This window comes from Streptomyces sp. SN-593, from assembly GCF_016756395.1.
In the GTDB taxonomy this organism is placed as follows: domain Bacteria; phylum Actinomycetota; class Actinomycetes; order Streptomycetales; family Streptomycetaceae; genus Actinacidiphila; species Actinacidiphila reveromycinica.
This window is the reverse complement of the sequence record NZ_AP018365.1, coordinates 8611025-8630594: the sequence shown is the minus strand read 5'-3', so window position 1 is coordinate 8630594 and position 19570 is coordinate 8611025. Positions and strand designations below refer to the sequence as shown.

Genomic DNA, 19570 nt, shown 5'->3' with positions numbered 1-19570 from the left:
GGGAAGGTCGGATCAGGTCGGATCAGGTCGCATCGGGCGGATCAGGTCGCATCGGGTCCGGGCCGACGGAGGGGTCGGACGGTGCCCGCGCGGGGGCTCACGACCGGCCGAACTGCTTGTCGATGAAGTCGAAGAGCGCGTCGTCGCTCGCCGCGCTGATCTTCTTCGCCACCTCGCCGCCGCCCCGGCCGGCGCCGCTCCACTTGGCCAGGAACTCCTGGAGCCGCCGGTTGACCAGGTCGTAGGCCGCGCTGTCCGGCGCGAGACCCGACAGCAGCGAGTCGACGCGGTCGAGTTCCTCGACCACCGTGTCCGACTCCGGCTCACGTCCGAAGACCTCACCCCACACGTAGGCGGCCAGGTCCGCGGGGGTGGGGTAGTCGAAGACGAGGGTCGCGGGCAGCCGCAGGCCGGTCGCCGCGGTGAGGTGGTTGCGCAGTTCGACCGCCGTCAGGGAGTCGAAGCCGAGGTCGCGGAAGGGCCGGGCGGCCGGCACGGAGTCGGGCGAGGGATAGCCGAGCACCGCCGCCGCCTCGGACCGGATGATGCGGACCAGGGCACGGTCCTGCTCGGTCCGGGACAGGTCGGCCAGTTCGCGGCCGAGCTTGCCGCCCGCCGCCGTGTCGGTGCCCGCGTCGGGCTCCTCCCCGCCGCCGGCCAGGGCCTGGCGCACCTCGGGCAGGTCGGCGATCAGCGGGCTGGGCCGGCGCAGGGTGAAGGGCGGCGCGAAGCGCTGCCAGTCGACGTCGGCCACCGTCAGCGCGCCCTCGCCGCCGGCCAGGGCGCGCTCCAGCGACCGGACCAGCAGGTCCGGTTCCATGGCCAGGACGCCGTGCCGTTCGAGCAGCCGGCCGCCCTCGCCGGCCCCCATGCCGCCCCCGCCCCACAGGCCCCACGCCACGGCGGTACCGGGCAGGCCGCGGGACCGGCGGTTCTCGGCGAGGGCGTCCAGGAAGGCGTTGGCGGCGGCGTATCCGGGCTGCATGCCGCTGCCCCAGGTCGCGGCGGCCGAGGAGAACAGCACGAACGCGTCCAGGTCGGCGTCCGCGGTCAGCGCGTCGAGGTGCGCCGCGCCGGCGGCCTTGGCGGCGAGCACCGCGGCCAGTTCGGCGTGGTCGGTGTGCTCCAGCGCGGTGGACTGGGGTGCCCCGGCGGCGTGCAGCACCGCGCGCAGGGCCGGGCCGCGGGACGCGATCCGTTCCAGCAGGCCCGCCGTCTCGTCGCGCCGGGCGACATCGCAGGCGACCACGTCGACGTCGGCGCCGCGTCCGGCCAGGTCCGCCGCGAGCGCGGCCACCTGGGGCGCGGCGGGGCCGGAACGGCCGGCGAGCACGATCCTCTCGCTGCCGCGCCCGGCCAGCCAGCGGGCCGTGCGGCCGCCGATGGCGCCGGTGCCGCCGGTGACCAGGGCCGTGCCCCGGGTGTGCCACGGCCGCGCGCCGCCGGCCGGCAGCGGTGCGCGCACCAGCCGCCGGGCCATGATGCCCGCGGGCCGGATCGCCGCCTGGTCCTCGCCGCAGCCGGCCAGCAGCGCGCACAACCGCCCGGCCACGCGCTCGTCCCACGCCGGCGGCAGGTCCACCAGGCCGCCCCACCAGTCCGGGTGTTCCAGGCCGGCCACCCGTCCCATGCCCCAGACCTGGGCCTGCACGGGATCGGGCGCCGCCTCGGCCGGGTCGGTGGCGACCGCGCCCCGGGTGACCGCCCACACCGGGGCGCCGAGTCGCAGGTCGCCGAGGGCCTGCACGAGGGTCTGGGTCCGGGCCGGTCCGGCCGCCAGGTGCGGGTGGCCGGTCAGCGGCGACCCGTCCAGCGCGAGCAGGGACAGCACGCCCGCCGGGGCGGGCGGTGGCGTCCCGTCGCCGTCGTGGTGGGCCGCGGCGACCGCCTGCCCGACGATCCCGGCCAGCGCGGCACGGTCGAGGTCGGCGGCGCCGGCCTCGACCACCGCGACACGCGCACCCCGCCGGCCCAGGGCCTCCGCGCACGCCTCGGCGAGGTCGGGGCCGACCGCCTCGGCGCCCGGGGTCATGACCAGCCACAGGCCCGAAAGGGTGGCCGGGCCCGGGTCGGTGACCGGCGTCCAGTCGATCCGGTACCGCCAGGACGCGAGGGCGGACTCGTCGCGCTCGCGGTGCCGCCACGACGCCAGCGCGGGCAGCACCGAGCGCAGCCGCTCGTGGTCGTCCACCGCGAGCGTGCTCGCCAACTCCCCGAGGTCCTCGCCCTCGACCGCGGCCCAGAACCGCGCCTCGGCCGCTCCGCCCCCGGTCCGGGGGCCGCCGCCGGGTCCCCGCAACGCGCCGAGGTCGAGGTTGAGCGACACCTCCGGCCAGTACCGCTGGTGCTGGAAGGCGTACGTGGGCAGGTCGACCCGGCGGCCGGCCGGCAGCACGGCGGCCCAGTCGACCCGCACCCCGCGCACGTGGGCCTCGGCGAGCGAGGCGAGCAGCCGGGCGGCCCCGCCGTCCTCGCGGCGCAGCGTGCCGGTCACGACGGCCCCGCTCCCGCCGGTGCCCTCCTCGTCGGCGTCCGTGACCGCGGCCTCGACGGTGTCGGCGACGGCGCCGGTCAGCACGGGGTGGGGGGAGGTCTCCACGAACACGCCGTGCCCGGACCCGGCCAGCGTGGCGACGGCCTCGCCGAACCGGACGGGCGCCCGCAGGCTGTCGTACCAGTAGCCGGCGTCCATCGCGGTGCCGTCGATCACCCCACCTGTCATGGACGAGACCACGGGGATCGTGCCGCGCCGGGGTGCCAGGCCGTCCAGGGCACCCCGGATCTGCGCCTCCAACTCCTCCACCTGCGGCGAATGCGACGCGTAGTCCACCGGCAGGACCCGGGCCCGTACGCCGTCCGCCTCGCAGGCCGCCGCCAGCTCCTCCAGGGCTTCGGGATCACCTGAAACGACCGTGGCCGCGGGCCCGTTGAGAGCCGCGACGGACACCCGCTCCCCATACGACGCGATACGCGCCCGCACCGCCTCCTCACCCGCGGCGATCGACATCATCCCGCCACGACCGGCCAACGCACGCAACGCCTGGCTCCGCAACGCCACCACCCGGGCGCCGTCCTCCAACGACAACACGCCCGCCACCACCGCCGCCGCGATCTCCCCCTGCGAGTGGCCCACCACCGCATCGGGGATGACCCCCGCCGCCTGCCATACCGCCGCCAACGACACGAGCACCGCCCACAACGCCGGCTGCACCACATCCACCCGGTCCAGGCCCGGAGCACCCGGCCCCTCGGCCAGCACCTCACGCAGCGACCAGTCCACGAACGGGGCGAGGGCCGTCTCGCACTCGTCCAACCGCGCCGCGAACACCGGGCTCACCCGGGCCAGTTCGGCACCCATCCCCGCCCACTGACTGCCCTGGCCCGGGAAGACGAACGCGATCCGACCCGGGTCACCGTCGGCCGGCACCTCGCCGGAGACGACTCCCGCGGCCGGCACGCCCGCCGCCACCGCCGCGAGGCCGGCCAGCAGGTCGTCCCGGCCGCTTCCCGTCACGACCGCGCGGTGCTCGAAGGTCGAACGGGTCGTCGCCAGCGACCACGCCACGTCCGCCGGCGCCGACTCCGGCCGGGTGGAGGCGAACTCGCGGACCCGGGCCGCCTGAGCCGCGAGCCCTTCGGCGGTCCGCGCGGACAGCAGCCAGCCCGACGCGGGGTGCGCACCGGCACCCGCGGACGCGGTCGCGCCCGCCAGCACCGGGGGCGCCGCCGGGAGGTCGCCGCCGGCGCCGTCACCGTCCGCGGTGTCCGCGCCGTCCACGGCCGGCGCCTCCGCCAGCACCACGTGGGCGTTGGTGCCGCTGACCCCGAACGCCGACACGCCGGCCCGGCGCGGGCGCCCGCCCTCCGCGGGCCACGCCGTGCCGTCGTTCAGCAGCCGCACCTCGCCGGCCGACCAGTCCACGTGGGGCGACGGCTCGTCCGCGTGCAGGGTGCGGGGCAGGGTCCGGTGCTGGAGGGCCAGCACCATCTTGATGACGCCGGCGGCGCCGGCCGCGGCCTGCGTGTGGCCGATGTTGGACTTGACCGACCCCAGCAGCAGCGGCCGGTCAGCGGGCCGGTCCTGGCCGTAGGTGGCGAGCAGGGCCTGCGCCTCGATGGGGTCGCCCAGCTCGGTCCCGGTGCCGTGGGCCTCGACGGCGTCGATGTCGGCGGCCGACAGCCGCGCGCTGGCCAGGGCGGCGCGGATGACCCGCTGCTGGGACGGGCCGTTGGGGGCGGTCAGGCCGTTCGACGCGCCGTCCTGGTTCACCGCGGAGCCGGCGACGACCGCGAGCACGTGGTGGCCGTTGCGGCGGGCGTCGGAGAGCCGTTCCAGCACGATCATGCCGGCGCCCTCCGCCATGCCCATCCCGTCGGCCGACGCCGAGAACGCCTTGCACCGGCCGTCCGCCGCCAGGCCCCGCTGCCGGGACATCTCCACCAGGTCCATCGGGTTGGCCATGATGGTGACGCCGCCGGCCAGCGCGAGGTCGCACTCGCCGGCCTTCAGCGCCTGGCAGGCGAGGTGCAGCGTCACGAGCGACGACGAGCAGGCGGTGTCCACGGTGACCGCCGGGCCCTCCAGCCCGAAGGCGTACGACAGCCGGCCGGACAGCACGCTGCCGGCGTTGCCCGTCATGAGGTGGCCCTCGGCCTGCCCGGAGCCCTGGAGGACCAGGCTGAGGCCGTAGCCCGACGAGTAGCCGCCGACGAAGACGCCGGTCGACGTGCCGCGCAGGGCCCGGGGGTCCAGGCCGGCGCGCTCCAGCGCCTCCCAGGCGATCTCCAGCAGGATGCGCTGCTGCGGGTCCATGGCCAGCGCCTCACGCGGGCTGATGGAGAAGAAGGCGGGGTCGAAGTCCCCGGCGTCGTGGACGAACCCGCCGGCCCGCACGTAGACGCTGCCGGGGCGCCCGGGCTCCGGGTCGTACAGGTCGTCGGTGTCCCAGCCGCGGTCACGGGGGAAGCCGCCGATCGCGTCGCGCCCGGTGGACAGCACCTCCCACAGGTCCTCGGGGCTGGCCACGCCACCGGGGTAGCGGCAGCTCATCGCGACGATCGCGACCGGCTCGTCCGGCTCCGTGCCCGCCACCGCCGAGGCGGCGCCGGACACGGCCGGGTCGGGGCCGTCGCCGGCGGCGGCGACCCCCAGCTCGACGCGCAGGAATCCCGCCAGGACCTCCGGGGTGGGGTAGTCGAACAGCAGGGTGGCCGGCAGACGCAGCCCGGTGAGCGCGCTCATCTGCTGCCGCATCTCCAGTGTCGTGAGCGAGTCGAAGCCCAGATCGCTGAACGGCCGATCGGCGGGGACGGAGGCGGACGCGCCGTGGCCCAGCACCTCGGCGGCCGCGGAGCGGATCAGGTCGGTGAGGACGCGGTCCTGCTCGGCCCGGGACACGCCGGTGAGCCGGCCGACCAGGTCCTCGGCCCCGACCGGGGCCGCGCCGGCGGTGTTCTGGCCCGCGGCGGCAGCGGCCGCCGAAGCCGCGGCCGCGGCGAGTTCGGGGACGTCGCGCACGAACGCGACGTCGAGCGCGCCGGGGACGGCGGCGAACTGGGTCCAGTCCACGTCCATCACCGCGACCAGACCGCCCGGCCCGTCCACAGCCCGGGCGAACGCGTTCATCGCCAGCACCGGATCCATCTCCGGCAACGGACCACGCCGCAACCGCTGCCGCACCGCCTCGTTCGCCTCCGCCACCCCACCCCCGGCCCACGGACCGAACGCCACCGACAACGCGGCACGCCCGGAACCCGCACGCGACAACGCCAACGCGTCCAAGTACGCGTTCGCCGCCGCATAGTTGCCCTGCCCCGCACCACCGAACGTCGCCGCCGCGGAGGAGAACAGCACGAACCGCTCCAGGTCGAGATCCGAAGTCAACTCGTCCAACCACGCCGCACCCGCGGCCTTCGCCGCCAGCACGCCGGCAAGCCGACCCTCGTCCATCCCGTCCAGCAGACCGTCATCGATCACACCCGCCGTGTGCATGACCCCCGACAACCGCGGACCGCTCGCCCCGACCCGGTCCAGCAGGGAGGCCACCTGGTGGCGCGCCGCCACGTCGGCGGACACGACCTCGGCGGCCGTACCCGATCCGGCCAGGGCGGCGGCGAGTTCGGCGACGTCCGCGGCGGACGGCCCGGAGCGCGACGTCAACACGACCCGCGGCGCGCCCCGTTCGGCCAACCACCGGGCCACGTGCCCGCCGATCGCACCCGTGCCGCCCGTCACCAGGATTGTCCCCGACGGCACCCACGCGCCGTCACGCCGCGCCGGACGCGCCGCACGGACCAGACGACGCGCGAGCACCCCGGCCGGTCGGACCGCGACCTGGTCCTCGTCGCCGCCGGCGAGGACCCCGGCCAGCCGCGCGCCGGCACGGCGGTCCAGCACCGGCGGCAGGTCCACGAGTCCGCCCCAGCGCTCGGGGTGTTCCAGCGCCGCCACCCGGCCCAGGCCCCAGACCATGCCCTGAGCGGCGTTCTCCAACGTCTCGCCGGGTGCGGCCGCGACCGCCCCGCACGTCACCGTCCACAGCGGCGCGCCGATCCCCGCGTCGCCCAGCGCCTGCACCACGCCGAGCGTGCCCGACAGCCCGGCGGGGGCCGCGCCGGAACCGTCGGCGAACCGGCCGCCGGTGCTCCCGGCGAGGGCCAGCAGCGACAGCACACCGGCCGGCTCCTGCTCCCCCGCCTCCGACAGCGCGGTCAGCACCCGCACCGCCAGCGCGTCCCGGGCCAGTTCCTCCGGTGCCACCTCGATCCGTACCACCCGGGCGCCGTGCTCGCCCAGCACCTGCCCGCAGGCGGCGGCGAGAGGGTCCGCGCCGCCCCGCTCGCCGTCAGGCGCAGGAACCACCAGCAGCCACGTGCCGGACAGCCGCGCCGTGTCGGGCTCCCCGACCGGCGCCCAATCCACCGTGTAGCGCCAGGCGTCCGTGACCGACTGCTCCCGCTCCTCACGCCGCCACGACGCGAGAGCCGGCAGCACCTCGCGGAAGGACCGCTCCCCGTCCACCGCCAGCGTCGCCGCCAACTCCCCCAGGTCACCGCCCTCCACGGCCGCCCAGAACCGCGCCTCGCCCGGGGGAACCGCGCCGTCGCCGCCTCGGACGACGCCGGTCGGCGGCTGCGAGGTGTACCAGTAGCGCTCGCGCTGGAAGGCGTACGTCGGCAGGTCCACCCGCTGCCCGCCGCCGAGCACGGCGGCCCAGTCGACGGCGACGCCGCGCGCGAAGGCACGCGACAGGACCGTCAGGATCTGCGCCGCGCCGCTGCTCTCCTGGTGCAACGTGCCGCTCACGACGGGCGGGTTGGTGCCCGGCGCGTCGAGCATGTCGATGGTGTCGGCGACCCCCGCCTCCAGCGTCGGATGCGGCGACACCTCGATGAACGTACGGTGCCCCTCGCTCGCCAGCACCTCCACGGCATCGGCGAACCGCACGGTCCGCCGCACGTTGGTGAACCAGTAACCGGCGTCCAGTTCGGCACCGTCCATCCACCGGGACTCCGCCGTCGAGTAGAGCGGCACATGGCCGGACGCGGGACGGATGTCCGCCAACTCCGCCGCGAGCAACGGCTCCAGGCTCTCGACCCTCGCCGAGTGGGCGACGAAATCCGTGTCCGGCACCCGCCACCGCATCGCCCGCCGCTTCGCCAACTCCGCCTCGAACTCCGCCAACGCCTCCAGACCACCCGACACCACCGTCGCCGCAGGACCATTCACCGCAGCAATCGACAGGCTCTCCCCCCAGGGCTCCAAGATCTCCCGCACGGCCGCCTCGGGCATCACCACCGACACCATCCCCGCCCGCGCCCCCAACCCCGACAACGCACGCGACCGCACCACCACCACCCGCGCCGCATCCTCCAACGACAACATCCCCGCCACCGTCGCCGCCGCCACCTCACCCTGCGAATGCCCCACCACCGCATCCGGCACCACCCCCGCCGCCTCCCACACCGCAGCCAACGACACCATCACCGCCCACAACACCGGCTGCACCACCTCAGCCCGCTCCAACCCCGGAGCACCCTCAACCCCCGCAATCACGTCCTCCAACGACCACCCCACCCACGGCGCCAACGCCACACCACACTCCGCCAACCGCTCCGCAAACACCCCACAACACGACGCCAACTCACGCCCCATCCCCACCCACTGCGCCCCCTGACCCGGGAACACGAACACCACCCGACCCATGTCCGCTGCCACACCCGACGCCAGTCCCGGCCAGGGCCGACCGGAGGCGACGGCGTCCACGCCCGCGGTCAGCTCGTACCAGTCGCGTCCGACCAGCACCGCGCGGTGCTCGAAGACCGAACGGGAGGTCGCCAACGACCAGGCGAGGTCAGGGGCATCCTCCTCGGACCGGCCAGCCACGGCGTCGCGCAGCCGGGCCGCCTGGGCGACGACGCCCTCCGCGGACCTGGCCGAGATTACCCACGGCACCGCGCCCGACACGAGCGGCCGATGCGGGGCGGACGCGCTCCCGTACTCCCCACCGGCGACGGCCGGTTCGAGGGCCGGTTCGAGGGCCGACACGGCCGGTCCTTCGACTGCGGGGTCGTCTCCGTCGGCGGGGGCCGCCGGGCCCGCGGGGCTCTCCTCCAGGATCACGTGCACATTGGTGCCGCTCATGCCGAACGCCGACACACCCGCCCGCCGCGGCCGGCCCTCCGACCGCCACTCCACCGGCTCGTTCAACAACCGCACCGCACCCGACGCCCAGTCCACATGCGGCGACGGCTCCTCCGCGTGCAACGTCCGCGGCAGCAGGCGGTGTTGCAGCGCCTGCACCATCTTGATCACGCCCGCGACGCCCGACGCCTGCTGCGCGTGCCCGATGTTCGACTTCAGCGAGCCGAGCCACAGCGGCCGGTCGTCCGGGTGCTCCTGGCCGTAGGTGGCCAGCAGCGCCTGCGCCTCGATCGGGTCGCCCAGCGCGGTACCGGTGCCGTGCGCCTCGACGGCGTCGACCTCCGCTCCGCCGACCTGCGCGCTGGCCAGCGCGGCCCGGATCACCCGCTGCTGGGCGGGGCCGTTGGGCGCGGTCAGGCCGTTCGACGCGCCGTCCTGGTTCATCGCGCTGCCGCGGATCACCGCGAGGACCGGGTGACCGTTGCGGCGCGCCTCCGACAGGCGCTCCAGCACCAGCATGCCCGCGCCCTCGGCCATGCCCATGCCGTCGGCGTCCGCCGAGAACGCCTTGCACCGGCCGTCCGCCGCCAGGCCCCGCTGCCGGCTGGTGAGGATGAAGACGGTGGGGGTGGCCATGACGGTGACGCCGCCGGCCAGCGCCATCGTGCACTCGCCGGACCGCAGCGCCTGGCAGGCCAGGTGCAGGGCGACGAGCGCCGACGAGCAGGCGGTGTCCACCGTGACCGCCGGGCCCTCCAGACCGAGCAGGTAGGACACCCGCCCCGACATCACGCTCGACGCCATCCCCGTGGACAGGTGGCCTTCGAGCTCGGCGGGCAGGCCGCCGTCGAACCCGTAGCCGGAGGAGGACGCCCCGACGAACACGCCGGTGGAGCTGCCCCGCAGCGCCCCCGGGTCGATGCCGGCGCGCTCCAGCGCCTCCCAGGAGGTCTCCAGCAGCAGCCGCTGCTGCGGGTCCATCGCCAGCGCCTCGCGCGGGCTGATCCCGAAGAACGCCGGGTCGAAGTCGCCCGCGCCGTAGACGAATCCGCCTGTCCGCACGTACGACGACCCCACCCGGTCCGGGTCGGGGTCGTACATCCCCTCGACGTCCCAGCCGCGGTCCTGCGGGAAGGCCCCGACCGCGTCGGTGCCGGCGACCACCAGGTCCCACAGCTCCTCCGGGCTCGTGATCCCGCCCGGATAGCGGCAGCCCATCGCCACCACGGCGATCGGCTCGCCCGCCGCCGCGGCCGTCACGGGCACCTCGGGCGTGTCACCGACCGCGCCGGTCAGCTCCGCGAGCAGGAACCTCGCGGCGACGGCGGGGGTGGGGTGGTCGAAGAGCAGGGTGGCCGGCAGCCGCAGCCCGGTGGCCTGGGTGAGCTGGTTGCGCAGTTCCACGGCGGTGAGCGAGTCGAAGCCGAGGTCGCTGAACGCGCGGCCCGGCTCGATGGCCTGCGGGCCGCTGTGCCCCAGCACGGGGGCGGCCGTGGCCCGGATCAGGTCGGTCAGCAGACGCTCCTGTTCGGCCACCGCCAACCCGGCCAGCCGGGCGCGGAGTTCGGCGCCGCCCTCCGCCGACCCGGCCTGCTCCTCCTCGGCCGCGGCCAGGACGCGGACGACCTCGGGGAGGCCGGACAGCAGCGGGCTCGGCCGCCGCAGCGTGTACGGGGGCGCGAACGTCGCCCAGTCGACGTCAGCGACGGTCCGGTGGTCCTCACGGGTGTCGATCGCGCTCGCCAGCGCGGAGACCAGCAGCGCGGGGTCCATCACCGGCAGACCGCGCCGCCGGAGCTGCCGGCCGCCCTCGGCGTCGGTCATGCCGCCGCCGCCCCAGGGCCCCCACGCCACGCTGGTGGCCGGCAGCCCCCGGCCCCGACGATGCTCCGCCAGGGCCTCCAGGTAGGTGTTCGCGGCGGCGTACGCGGGCTGCATGGCGCTGCCCCAGGTCGCCGCGATCGAGGAGAAGACCACGAACTGCTCCAGCGGGAGGCCCGCGGTCAACTCGTCCAACAGGCGGGCACCCTCGGCCTTCGCCGCCAGCACCTCCGCCATCTCCGCCGCGTCCGTCTCCTCCAACGGCGTGTTCTGCACCAACCCGGCCGTGTGCAGCACACCACACAAAGCCGGACCACCAGCCCCGATCCGACCCAACAACCCCTCCAGGCCGGAACGATCGGCCACATCAGCGGACACCACCTCCACCGCGGAACCCGCCGACGCCACCCCGGCAACCAACCCGGCAACCCCCACCGCACCCGGACCCGACCGCGAAACCAACACCACACGCGGCGCACCCCGCCCCGCCAACCACCGCGCACTATGCCCACCGATCGCCCCCGTACCACCCGTCACCAACACCGTCCCCGACGGCACCCACCCCGCACCACGCCGCACCGGACGCGCCGCCCGCACCAGACGCCGACCCCACACCCCCGACACACGCACCGCCACCTGATCCTCAACCCCCGCCGCCAACACCCCCACCCACCGCGCAGCAGCCCGCCCGTCCCACACCACCGGAAGATCCACCACACCACCCCACCGCTCCGGCACCTCCAACGCCGCCACCCGACCCAAACCCCACACCAGAGACTGAACCGGACGCACCACACCCTCACCCGGCACCGCCGCCACCGCACCACACGTCACCAACCACACCGGCGCACCCACCCCGGCATCCGCCAAACCCTGCACCACCACCTGCGCACCCAACACACCCACCGAAACCCCAGGCAACCCCGGCACCACCCCCTCCACCAAACCCAGCAACGACACCACACCCGCGGGTGCGGTCTCCCCCGCCTCGGACAGCGCCGTGAGCACCCGGACCGCCAGTGCCTCCCGGTCCAGTTCGTCCGATCCGACCTCGACGCGCACCACGCGCGCGCCGTGCTCGCCGAGCACGCGCACGCAGTCCGCGACCAGCCCGGTCGCGCCGTCGGCGTCGTCCGACCCGGCCGGTACGACCGCCAGCCAGGTGCCGGTCAGGCGGGCGGGGACGGGCTCGGCCAGCCGCTCCCAGGCCGTCCTGTAGCGCCACGCGTCGGTGGCGAACCGGCCGCGCTCCTGGCGGCGCCACGACGCGAGCGCCGGCAGCACCTCGCGGAGCGGGCGCTCCCCGTCCACGGAGAGGGTCGTCGCCAGCTCGGCCAAGTCACCGTTCTCGACCGCGGCCCAGAAACCCGACTCGGCCGGGGAGAGGGCGCCGTCGCCGCCTGCCGGGGTGCGGCTCTCCGGCGTGGCGGTCCAGTACCGCTGGTGCTGGAAGGCGTACGTCGGCAACTCCACCCGCCGCCCACCACCCACCACGGCCCGCCAATCCACCGGACCACCCGCCACCCACAACGCCGCCAACGACGCCACCAACCGCTCCCCACCCGCACCCTCCCGCGACAACGTCCCCGTCACCACCACACCCGAACCACCCACCTCCCCCACCGTCTCCTCAACCGCCCCACCCAACACAGGCTGCGGCGACACCTCCACAAACGCACGATGCCCACTCCCCACAAGAGCGACCACCGCGTCCGCGAACCGCACCGTCCGCCGCACATTCGCGTACCAATACCCCGCATCCAACTCCGCGCCATCCACCCAACGCGACTCCGCCGTCGAGAACAACGGCACCCGACCCGACACCGGCCGAATCCCCGCCAACTCCACCGCCAACAACGACTCCAACGGCTCCACCAACGCCGAATGCGCCACGAAATCCGTGTCCGACACCCGCCACCGCATCACCCGCCGCCTCGCCAACTCCCCCTCGAACTCCGCCAACGCCTCCAGACCACCCGACACCACCGTCGCCGCAGGACCATTCACCGCAGCAATCGACAGGCTTTCCCCCCAGGGCTCCAAGATCTCCCGTACGGCGGCCTCGGGCATCACCACCGACACCATCCCCGCCCGCGCGTCCAACCCCGACAACTCACGCGACCGCACCACCACCACCCGCGCCGCATCCTCCAACGACAACATCCCCGCCACCGTCGCCGCCGCCACCTCACCCTGCGAATGCCCCACCACCGCATCCGGCACCACCCCCGCCGCCTCCCACACCGCCGCCAACGACACCATCACCGCCCACAACACCGGCTGCACCACCTCGGCCCGCTCCAACCCCGGAGCCCCCTCAATTCCCGCAATCACGTCCTCCAACGACCACTCCACCCACGGCGCCAACGCCGCACCACACTCCGCCAACCGCTCCGCAAAAACCCCACACGAGGACGCCAACTCACGCCCCATCCCCACCCACTGCGCCCCCTGACCCGGGAACACGAACACCACCCGACCCACATCACCCGCCACACCCGACACCACACCCGAACGCGACGTGCCGGAGACCACCGAGTCCGCGCCCGCAGCCAACTCGTCCCGGCTGCTGCCGACCAGTACCGCCCGGTGCTCGAAGACCGCACGGGAGGTCGCCAGCGACCAGGCCACATCCGCGACATCCACCCCCGGCCGGTCGGCCACGAACGCACCCAACCGACCCGCCTGCGCCCCAAGCCCCTCCACCGAACGCCCCGACACCACCCACGGCACCACACCCGACACCAACGGCACCCCACCACCGTCCACCACCCCCACGACCTCGACAGCCGAGCCCTCGACCGCCGGCGCCTCCTCCAACACCACATGCGCGTTCGTCCCGCTCATCCCGAAGGACGACACGCCGGCGCGGCGCGGGCGGTCCCCGGCGGTCCACTCCACTGGCGCGTTGAGCAGTTCGACGGCCCCCGCGGACCAGTCCACGTACGGGGACGGCTCGTCGGCGTGCAGGGTGCGGGGCAGGGTCTGGTGCTGGAGGGCCAGCACCATCTTGATGACGCCCGCGGCTCCGGCGGCGCACTGGCTGTGGCCGATGTTGGACTTGACCGACCCCAGCAGGAGGGGCCGGCCCTCCGGCCGGTCCTGGCCGTAGGTGGCCAGCAGCGCCTGCGCCTCGATCGGGTCGCCCAGCTCCGTACCGGTGCCGTGGGCCTCGACGGCGTCCACGTCGGCGGCGGACAGCCGCGCGTTCGCCAACGCGGCCCGGATGACCCGCTGTTGGGACGGGCCGTTCGGCGCCGTGAGCCCGTTCGACGCGCCGTCCTGGTTGATCGCGCTGCCCCGCACCACCGCCAGGACCTCGTGGCCGTTGCGCCGCGCGTCCGACAACCGCTCCAGGACCAGCATGCCCGCGCCCTCGGCCATGCCCATGCCGTCGGCGTCCGCCGAGAACGCCTTGCACCGGCCGTCCGCCGCCAGACCCATCTGGCGCTGGCGGGAGAAGCCCACCACGTCGCCGGGCATCGCCATGATCGTGACACCGCCGGCGAGCGCGAGGTCGCACTCCCCCGCCTTCAGCGCCTGACAGGCGAGGTGCAGCGAGACGAGGGAGGAGGAGCACGCGGTGTCGACGGTGACCGCGGGACCCTCCAGCCCGAGCACGTAGGACAGCCGGCCGGACAGCACGCTGGTGGAGGTGCCGGTGACCAGGTGGCCTTCGAGGCCCTGCTCCACGTCGCCGCGGAACTGCGCGCCGATGCCGTAGCCGTTGAACGCGCCGCCCGCGAACACGCCGGTCGAACTGCCGCGCAGGCTGCGGGGGTTGATGCCCGCCCGCTCCAACGCCTCCCAGGCGATCTCCAGCAGCAGCCGCTGCTGCGGGTCCATCGCGGTGGCCTCGCGCGGGCTGATCGAGAAGAAGGCGGGGTCGAAGTCGCCGGCGTCGTGGACGAACCCGCCGGCCCGCCGGTACGAGCCGCCCGTCCCGTCGTCCAGTTCCCCGGTGTCCCAGCCGCGGTCCTCGGGGAAGCCGCCGATGGCGTCGCGGCCTGCTTCCAGCAGGTCCCAGAGGTCCTCCGGTGCGGTCACGCCGCCGGGGTAGCGGCAGCTCATCGCGACGATCGCCACCGGTTCGCCGAGCGCGGCACCGTCCGCCCCGGAGCCGGCCGCGGCGGGCTCGGCCACGGCGGGGGCCACGTCACCGCCCGCCGCCGGAACGCCCAGCTCGCTGCGCAGGAAGCCCGCCAGGACTTCGGGAGTGGGGTAGTCGAACAGCAGGGTGGCCGGCAGTCGCAGTCCGGTGAGGGCGCTCATCTGCTGGCGCATCTCCAGCGTCGTGAGCGAGTCGAAGCCCAGATCGCTGAACGGCCGGTCGGCGGGGATGGAGGCCGGGGCGCTGTGGCCCAGCACGTCGGCCGCGGCGACGCGAATGAGGTCGGTGAGCACCCGCTCCTGCTCCGCGCGGGTGGCGCCCGTGAGCTGGGCGGCCAGATCGGCGGCACCGACCGGGCCGGCCCCCGCGCCGGGCTGCCCCGCGGCGGCAGCGGCCGCTGCCGCGGTGGCCGCCGCGACGAGTTCGGGGACGTCCCGCAGGAAGGGGATGTCGGCGGCTCCCGGCACCGCGGCGGCGAACTGGGTCCAGTCCACGTCCATCACCGCGACCAGACCGCCCGGCCCGTCCACAGCCCGGGCGAACGCGTTCATCGCCAGCACCGGATCCATCTCCGGCAACGGACCACGCCGCAACCGCTGCCGCACCGCCTCGTTCGCCTCCGCCACCCCACCCCCGGCCCACGGACCGAACGCCACCGACAACGCGGCACGCCCGGAACCCGCACGCGACAACGCCAACGCGTCCAAGTACGCGTTCGCCGCCGCATAGTTGCCCTGCCCCGCACCACCGAACGTCGCCGCCGCGGAGGAGAACAGCACGAACCGCTCAAGGTCGAGATCGGAAGTCAACTCGTCCAACCACGCCGCACCCGCGGCCTTCGCCGCCAGCACACCGGCAAGCCGACCCTCGTCCATCCCGTCCAGCAGACCGTCATCGATCACACCCGCCGTGTGCATGACCCCCGACAACCGCGGACCGCTCGCCCCGATCCGATCCAGGACCGCTTCCACGTGCCCGCGTCGGGCGACGTCCGAGGCCACCACCTCGACGGCAGTGCCCGACTCCGCTACCGCGGCGGCCAGTTCGGCCACATCGGGCGCACCCGCGCCCGACCGCGACGTCAACACGACCCGCGGGGCGCCCCGTTCGGCCAGCCACCGCGCCACGTGCCCGCCGATCGCGCCCGTGCCACCCGTCACCAGGACCGTCCCCGACGGCACCCACGCACCGTCACGCCGCGCCGGACGCGCCGCACGGACCAGACGACGCGCCAGCACCCCGGCGGCACGGATCGCCACCTGGTCCTCGTCGCACCCCGCCAGCACCCCGGCCAGCCGCCCGCCCGCACGCCGGTCCAGCACGACCGGGAGGTCGACCAACCCGCCCCAGCGCTCCGGGTGTTCCAGCGCCACCACCCGGCCCAGGCCCCACACCAGGCCCTGCACCGGGTCGGTCAGGTGGTCGTCCGGACCCGCGGCCACCGCCCCTCGCGTGACCGTCCACAGCGGCGCGCCGATCCCCGCGTCGCCCAGCGCCTGCACCAACCCCAACGACCCCGACAGCGCGGCGGGAACACCGCTCGGGCCCTCCGCGAAAGCGGCCGTCCCGGCGTCCCCGGCGAGCGCCAGCAGCGACAGCACACCGGCCGGCTCCTGCTCCCCCGCCTCCGACAGCGCGGTCAGCACCCGCACCGCCAGTGCCTCCCGGCCGACCTCACCGGCACCCGCCTCGACCCGCACCACCCGGGCACCGTGCTCGCCCAACACCCGTGCGCAGTCCGCCGCCAGACCGGACATTCCACCGGCCGCCGCCGCGTCGGGCGACGGCGACACCACCACCCACGTCCCCGACAGGCGGGCGCCGTCCACGTCCCCGATCGGCGCCCAGTCCACCGTGTAGCGCCACGCGTCCGTGACCGACTGCTCCCGCTCCTCACGCCGCCACGACGCGAGAGCCGGCAGCACCTCGCGGAAGGACCGCTCCCCGTCCACCGCCAGCGTCTCCGCCAGCTCCCCCAGGTCACCGCCCTCCACGGCCGCCCAGAACCGCGCCTCCGCGGCGGAGGACCCGCCCCCGTCGGCGCCCCTCGCGGGGCGCGGGCCCGACGCGGCCCGGCCGAGCTGGTCCTGCGGCCCGTACCAGTAGCGCTCGCGCTGGAAGGCGTACGTCGGCAGGTCCACGGCACGGCCGGGCCCGGTGACCGCGGCCCAGTCGACCTTGACCCCGCGTGTCCAGGCGCGGGCGAGGACCGAGAGGATCTGGATGGCGGCCGGGAAGTCCCGGTGCAGGGTCCCGGCGACGACGGGCGGGTTGGTGCCCGGCGCGTCGAGCATGTCGATGGTGTCGGCGACCCCCGCCTCCAGCGTCGGATGCGGCGACACCTCGATGAACGTACGGTGCCCGCTGCCAGCGAGGGCGGCCACCGCGTCGGCGAACCGCACCGTCCGCCGCACGTTGGTGAACCAGTAACCAGCGTCCAGTTCGGCACCGTCCATCCACCGGGACTCCGCCGTCGAATACAGCGGAACCCGACCGGAGACGGGCCGTATCCCCGCCAACTCCGCCGCGAGCAACGGCTCCAGACCCTCCACCCTCGCCGAGTGCGCCACGAAGTCGGTGTCCGGCACCCGCCACCGCATCGCCCGCCGCTTCGCCAACTCCGCCTCGAACTCCGCCAACGCCTCCAGACCACCCGACACCACCGTCGCCGCAGGACCATTCACCGCGGCAATCGACAGGCTGTCCCCCCAGGGCTCCAAGATCTCCCGCACGGCCGCCTCGGGCATCACCACCGACACCATCCCCGCCCGCGCGTCCAACCCCGACAACGCACGCGACCGCACCACCACCACCCGCGCCGCATCCTCCAACGACAACATCCCCGCCACCGTCGCCGCCGCGACCTCACCCTGCGAATGCCCCACCACCGCATCCGGCACCACCCCCGCCGCCTCCCACACCGCCGCCAACGACACCATCACCGCCCACAACACCGGCTGCACCACCTCAGCCCGCTCCAACCCCGGAGCACCCTCCACACCCCCAATCACGTCCTCCAACGACCACCCCACCCACGGCGCCAACGCCACACCACACTCCGCCAACCGCTCCGCAAAAACCCCACAACACGACGCCAACTCCCGCCCCATCCCCACCCACTGCGCCCCCTGACCCGGGAACACGAACACCACCCGACCCACATCACCCGCCACACCCGAGGTCACGAACGTGACCTGTCCGGGTTCGCCGGGGACCGCGATCTCCTTGCCGGGCCGCTCGGTCGCCGCGCCGAGGGCAGCCGCCAGTTCCGCCGGGCCGCTGCCGATGACCACGCTCCGGTGCTCGAACGAGGTCCGGGTCGTGGCCAACGACCGTGCCACATCGGCCGGTTCCAGCTCGGGGCGGGCCGCCACGTGTGCCGCCAGCCGTGCCGTCTGCCCGGACAGGCCCGGCACGGAACGGGCCGACACCGGCCAGGGCGTCAGCCCGGTGACGAGGGGCCGCCGTACCGCGTCGGCCGCGTCTCCCTCGGGTGCGCTCGCGCCGTCTTCCGGCGCACTCACCGCCTCGGCCGGGTCGGCGCCTTCCCCGTCCCCGGCCGACGTGTCCGCGCTTCCGCCCCCGGTCGCGGCGGTCGGCTCCTCCAGGATGAGGTGCACGTTCGTGCCGCTCATGCCGAACGCCGACACACCCGCCCGCCGCGGCCGGCCCTCCGACCGCCACTCCACCGGCTCGTTGAGCAACCGCACCCCGCCGGACGCCCAGTCCACGTGCGGCGACGGCTCCTCCGCATGCAACGTCCGCGGCAACACCTCGTGCCGGAGCGCCTGCACCATCTTGATGACGCCCGCGACACCCGACGCCTGCTGCGCGTGCCCGATGTTCGACTTGAACGAGCCGAGCCACAACGGCCGGTCCTCGGGGCGGTCCTGACCGTAGGTGGCCAGCAGCGCCTGGGCTTCGATCGGGTCGCCCAGCGCGGTACCGGTGCCGTGCGCCTCGACGGCGTCCACGTCGCCCGTGCCGAGGCGGGCGTTGGCCAGCGCCGCGCGGATCACGCCCTCCTGGGAGGGTCCGTTGGGCGCGGTCAGGCCGTTCGACGCGCCGTCCTGGTTCATCGCGCTGCCGCGGATCACCGCGAGGACCGGGTGGCCGTTGCGGCGGGCGTCGGAGAGGCGTTCCAGCAGGATCATGCCGGCGCCCTCGGCCATGCCCATGCCGTCGGCGTCCGCCGAGAACGCCTTGCACCGGCCGTCCGCCGCCAGGCCCCGCTGCCGGCTGGTCCACACGAACACGGTCGGGGTGGTCATGACGGTGGCACCGCCGGCGAGCGCCATCGTGCACTCGCCGGTGCGCAGCGCCTGGCAGGCGAGGTGGATGGCCAGCAGGGAGGAGGAGCAGGCGGTGTCCACGGTGACCGCCGGGCCCTCCAGCCCGAGCAGGTAGGAGATCCGGCCGGACATCACGCTCGACGCCGTACCCGTCGCCAGGTGCCCTTCCAGCTCGGGCGGTACGCCCTCGCCGTATCCGTAGCCGGAGGTCGAGGCGCCGACGAAGACACCCGTGCGGGAGCCGCTCAGCCCGGTCGGGTCGAGTCCGGCGCGCTCCAGCGCCTCCCACGACGTCTCCAGCAGCAGCCGCTGCTGCGGGTCCATCGCCGCCGCCTCGCGGGGGCTGATCGAGAAGAAGCCGGGGTCGAAGTCACCCGCGCCGTAGACGAATCCGCCCGCCCGTACGTAGGAGGCGCCGACGCGGTCCGGGTCGGGGTCGTACATCCCCTCGACGTCCCAGCCGCGGTCCTGCGGGAAGGCCCCGACCGCGTCGGTGCCCGAGGCGACCAGGTCCCACAGCTCCTCCGGGCTGCCCACTCCGCCCGGGTAGCGGCAGCCCATGGACACCACGGCGATCGGCTCGCCGGCCGCGGCCTCGACCTCCTGCAACCGCTGCCGGGTCTCGTGCAGGTTGGCCGTGACCCTCTTCAGGAAGTACCGCAGCTTCTCGTCACTCACTAGTGCCACCTCGCCGAAGAGTTC

At 75.0% G+C, this 19570-nt stretch carries 1 protein-coding gene; it reads right to left on the bottom strand.

All coding sequences use genetic code 11. The features are described 5' to 3' along the window. Positions 1 to 97: 97 nt before the first annotated feature. Positions 98 to 19546: a type I polyketide synthase gene (locus tag RVR_RS38805; protein WP_202238201.1), complete on the bottom strand. Its 19449-nt coding sequence runs from the start codon at positions 19544 to 19546 to the stop codon at positions 98 to 100. Positions 19547 to 19570: the final 24 nt, after the last annotated feature.